Raw genomic sequence first — 4,087 nt, forward strand, 5'->3', positions numbered from 1 at the left:
ACGACGCTGACGGGCAGTGCCAACTCGGCCACGCTGCCGCAGGCTTCGATCACCACGCTGGCCGACTTCACCACGACGACGGGCTTCTCGCTGACCAACGCCGGAGCGCTGTCGGTGACCGGCACCGTGAGAGATACCGCGTCGATCGGGCTGCAGAGCACGGGCGGTATGGCAGTGTCGGGCACGATCACGGCGCCGAACGTGACGCTGGTGGCGGGCACGGATCCATCCGTGGGCGGCGGGATCTCGCAGACTGCCGGCTCTGTGATCGGCAGCACGCTGCTGTCGCTGACCGCGAGCGGAGCGATCACCCAAACCGGTGGTACACTGGCAGCAGCGACGCTGAGCGGGAGTGCGGGTGGCGCGACCACGCTGACCAGCACGGGTAACGCCATCGCCACGCTGGGAAGCTTTATCAGCAATGGCGGCTTTGCCTTGACCGATGGTGGGACGCTGTCGGTGACAGGTCCGGTGACGGACACCGCCTCGATCGGTCTGGCGGTGACAGGCAATCTGTCATTGGCCGGAACATTGACCGCACCCGCGCTGACCACCACGGCAACCGGCGCGATATCCCAACCCGGCGGCAGCGTGCAGGTGACCACGCTCGCGGGCAGTGCTGCCTCCGCCAGCTTCGGTCAGGTGGCAAACAAGGTCACCACACTGGGAGCCTTCACCAGCAAAGCCGGCTTCAGCTTGTCGGATGCGGCACCGCTGACAGTGGCGGGTGCGGTCACAGGCACCGCAATCACGATCCTGGACGACGGGCTGAGCTTCGGCACGGCCGGGTCGATCGCGGCTCCGGGCGGCACGGTGCAACTGGCCGCGCTGTCCACGGCGGGGCTGACCGTGGGTGGCGGCAGCGGCATCTCCGGCACGTCGCCGGTCACCGCGGCGACGTTGGTGCTGGGCACCCCGACCGGTGGCCCACTCACAATTACAGGCGCGTTCAACCTGTCCGGCTCGACGACGCTGGATCTGGAGAGCGCGGGTGCAATCAGCGAGACGGGCGCCGGTGGCATCGCCGCAAACACACTTGGCGGTGCGGGCGCCAGTGCCGCGCTGACTGGTGCCAACGCGATCGGCACATTGGCTGGGTTTACCACCACCGCCGGGTTCGCATTGACCAACGGACAAGGCCTGACAGTGGCCGGCCCGCTCGCCGCCGCCAGCGCCGCCTTCAACGTCGCGGGTGATCTGGCCCTGACGGGCACGATATCCGCGCCGTCCTTGTCGCTGGTAGCGACGGGTGCGGTGACGCAGACCGCTGGCTCGATCACCACGGCGTCGCTGACCGGCAGCGCAGGCAGCCTTTCTTTGACCAGTTCCACCAACGCCATCGGTAACGTTGGCCCGTACACCGCGACGACCTCGTTCACCCTCACCGACGGGCAGAGCCTGACGGTGGCGGGGGCGATCGATCCACCGGACGTGACGATGAACGTGGCCGGCGACTTGACGCTGCACAGCAGTGTCACTGGGGCCACCGTCACGCTGAACGCCACGGGCGCGATTACCGAGGGGGCAGCGGGCAGCGTTGCTGCCACGGTTTTGACAGGGAGCGCCAACTCCGCGGCGTTCAGCAGCAGCAACGCGGTCGCGACGTTGGGTGATTTTACGACGAAGGCCGGCTTCTCACTCGTCAACACGACCGCACTGGGCGTGGCGGGCACGGTGAGCGACGCGGCCTCTATCTCGCTCAGCAGCGTGGGGCCGCTGACACTGACCGGCACGATCGCCGCGCCGACCACGAGATTGGTCGCGATGGCGGGCCGTGGCCTGGCAGGGGATATCGTGCAGACCGCGGGGTCGGTGACGGGAAGCACGCTGCTGTCGCTGGCCGCGAGTGGGGCGATCACCCAGAGCGGAGGCGCCATGACGGCCGCGACGCTCACAGGGGGTTCCGGCGGTGCGACCACGCTGACCAGCGGGGGCAACGCCATCGCCACCCTGGCGAGCTTCAGCAGCAATGGCGGCTTTGCACTGGCCGACGGTTCCACCCTTTCGGTTACCGGGCCAGTCACCGATAGCGCGTCGATCGGTTTCGCCGTCAATGGCGATCTGTCTTTGGCGGGCATTTTGACCGCGCCGATATTGACGACCGCTGCAACGGGCGCGATCTCGCAACCCGGTGGAAGCGTGCAGGTGACGACGTTGACCGGTAGCGCTGGCTCGGCGAGCTTTGGCCAGACCGCCAACAACGTCAGCACGCTTGGCGCTTTCGCCAGCACGGCTGGCTTTGCCCTGACGGACGCCACACCGCTGACGGTCGCGGGCGCGGTGACGGGGACTGCGATCACCATCGTCGACGATGGGCTTAGCTTTGGGGCCGCTGGCTCGCTCGCGGCGCCGGGCGGCACGGTACAACTGGCCGCTTTGTCGACGGCGGGGCTGACGGTGGGCGGCGGCGGTATCACCGGCAGTTCGCCGATTACCGCCACCAGACTGGTGCTGGGCAAGCCGACTGGTGGCCCGGTGACGATCACCGGGGCGTTCAACCTGGCGGGCGTCACTACGCTGGATCTGGAGAGCGCGGGCGCCATCGGCGAAACCGGGCCGGGCGCCATCGCCGTCGACACGCTGGTCGGTTCGGGCGCCAGCGCAACGCTGAACGGTGCCAACGCAATCGGAACGCTGGGCGGATTCACCACCACCGCCGGGTTCGCACTGCAGAATACGCAGGGGTTGATCGTCAACGGCCCGCTTGCCGCGAACATCGCGGCGCTGACTGTCGCAGGAAACCTGAGCCTGAGTGGTGTCGTCACTGTGCCAACCCTGTCGCTGACAGCAGGCGGCGACATTACGCAGGGCGGCAATCCGCTGACGACGACCTTGCTGACCGGAAGTGCGCGCAGCGCGACGTTCACCGCGGCAAACGCAATAGCCACGATCGGGCCGTTCAGCACGACAAACGCGCTGACCGTCAACGATGCCGGTGCGCTCTCCGTCATCGGTCCGCTCAACACGGGCACAACGAGCCTAGCGGCTGGTGGGTCGATCAATTTGGCGGCTTCCGTCAACGGCACGAGCGTTTCGATCGATACGCTTGACGACATCACCCAGCAGAGCGGGACCATTACGGCAGGCACGCTGAGCGGCAGCGCACGTTCGGGACTGGGGGTCGCGAATTTCACGGGCGCCAACCGCATCGATACGCTCGGCCGGTTCGCCGCGGGCACTTTGACGCTCAACGACACGGGTGCGTTGACAATCGGCGGCCCGGTCGTCGCCAACGCGCTGACGGTGCAGTCTGGAGCGCTTGTCGTCAACGGTGCCGTCTCGGCCAACAACTTCACCATCGCGACCACGGGTGGCATCACGCAGAGCGGGGGAACGCTCGCGGTTGGCGGGTTGACGGGGAGCACTGGCACATCCGTCTCGCTCGGCCAGGCCGGGCGCGCGGCGGTGAATAGATTGGGCGCGTTCACCGTGGGGAGCGGCACGTTCACCTTGGCCGACGCCACGGCGCTCACCATCACTGGTCCGCTGAGCGCAGCCGATCTTGCGGTGTCGGCGACCGGCCAGTTGGTTCTGGCAGGCGGCACCATCAGCACGACGGGCCTGCCGCTTGCGCAACAACGGGCCGCCGCCCCCACCGCGCCCGGCAGCTACCTGCAAGTCTTGCCCGACGCCACCGGAGCCTCCCGCTTCATTCAGACGGGCACGACGACCATTCAGCCGCTTGGGGGTGGTATGGCCACGTTGCGGATCGACCTGCCCGGTGTCGGGGGCAACCTGACGCTCGATGGACTTTCGGCCCGCAATACCGATCTGGTCCTGTCGCTCGGCCTCGGCGGGACCGCGACGGGCGTGTTGAACGTGGCCGACCTGCTGGTGCTGGGCCGAGCCGGCCATGCGGATCTGACGGGCAGCGTGGCCGGCATCACCGGGTTCACCGCGGCCGAGATCTCGCACATCAGCCCGGCGTTCGATACGCGCTACCTGCTGAACGGCTGCGCCATCATGTCCATTTCCTGCGTCGTGCAGTCCAGCATCATCGTGCCGCAAGCTTTCCTTCGACCCGACCTGTTGAGCCTGGACGTGTTGAATCTCTCGGTGACCCGGGACCGGGATGACCCGACGCTGC

At 67.7% G+C, this 4,087-nt stretch carries 2 protein-coding genes; one reads left to right on the forward strand and one right to left on the reverse strand.

Annotated features, from left to right (window positions below; translation table 11 throughout):
* Positions 1-221 (reverse strand): hypothetical protein (locus GSQ76_RS31205; RefSeq protein ID WP_216851129.1); only part of this gene is annotated, 221 nt, incomplete at its 3' end.
* Positions 222-231: 10 nt separating this feature from the next.
* Here GSQ76_RS31205 and GSQ76_RS18105 point away from each other — a divergent pair.
* Positions 232-4,087, forward strand: a 3,856-nt coding sequence (locus tag GSQ76_RS18105) for a hypothetical protein (RefSeq protein ID WP_216851130.1), incomplete at its 3' end; no start/stop codon positions are given.

The sequence above is a fragment of the Acidisphaera sp. L21 genome, from assembly GCF_009765685.1.
Lineage (GTDB): Bacteria > Pseudomonadota > Alphaproteobacteria > Acetobacterales > Acetobacteraceae > LMUY01.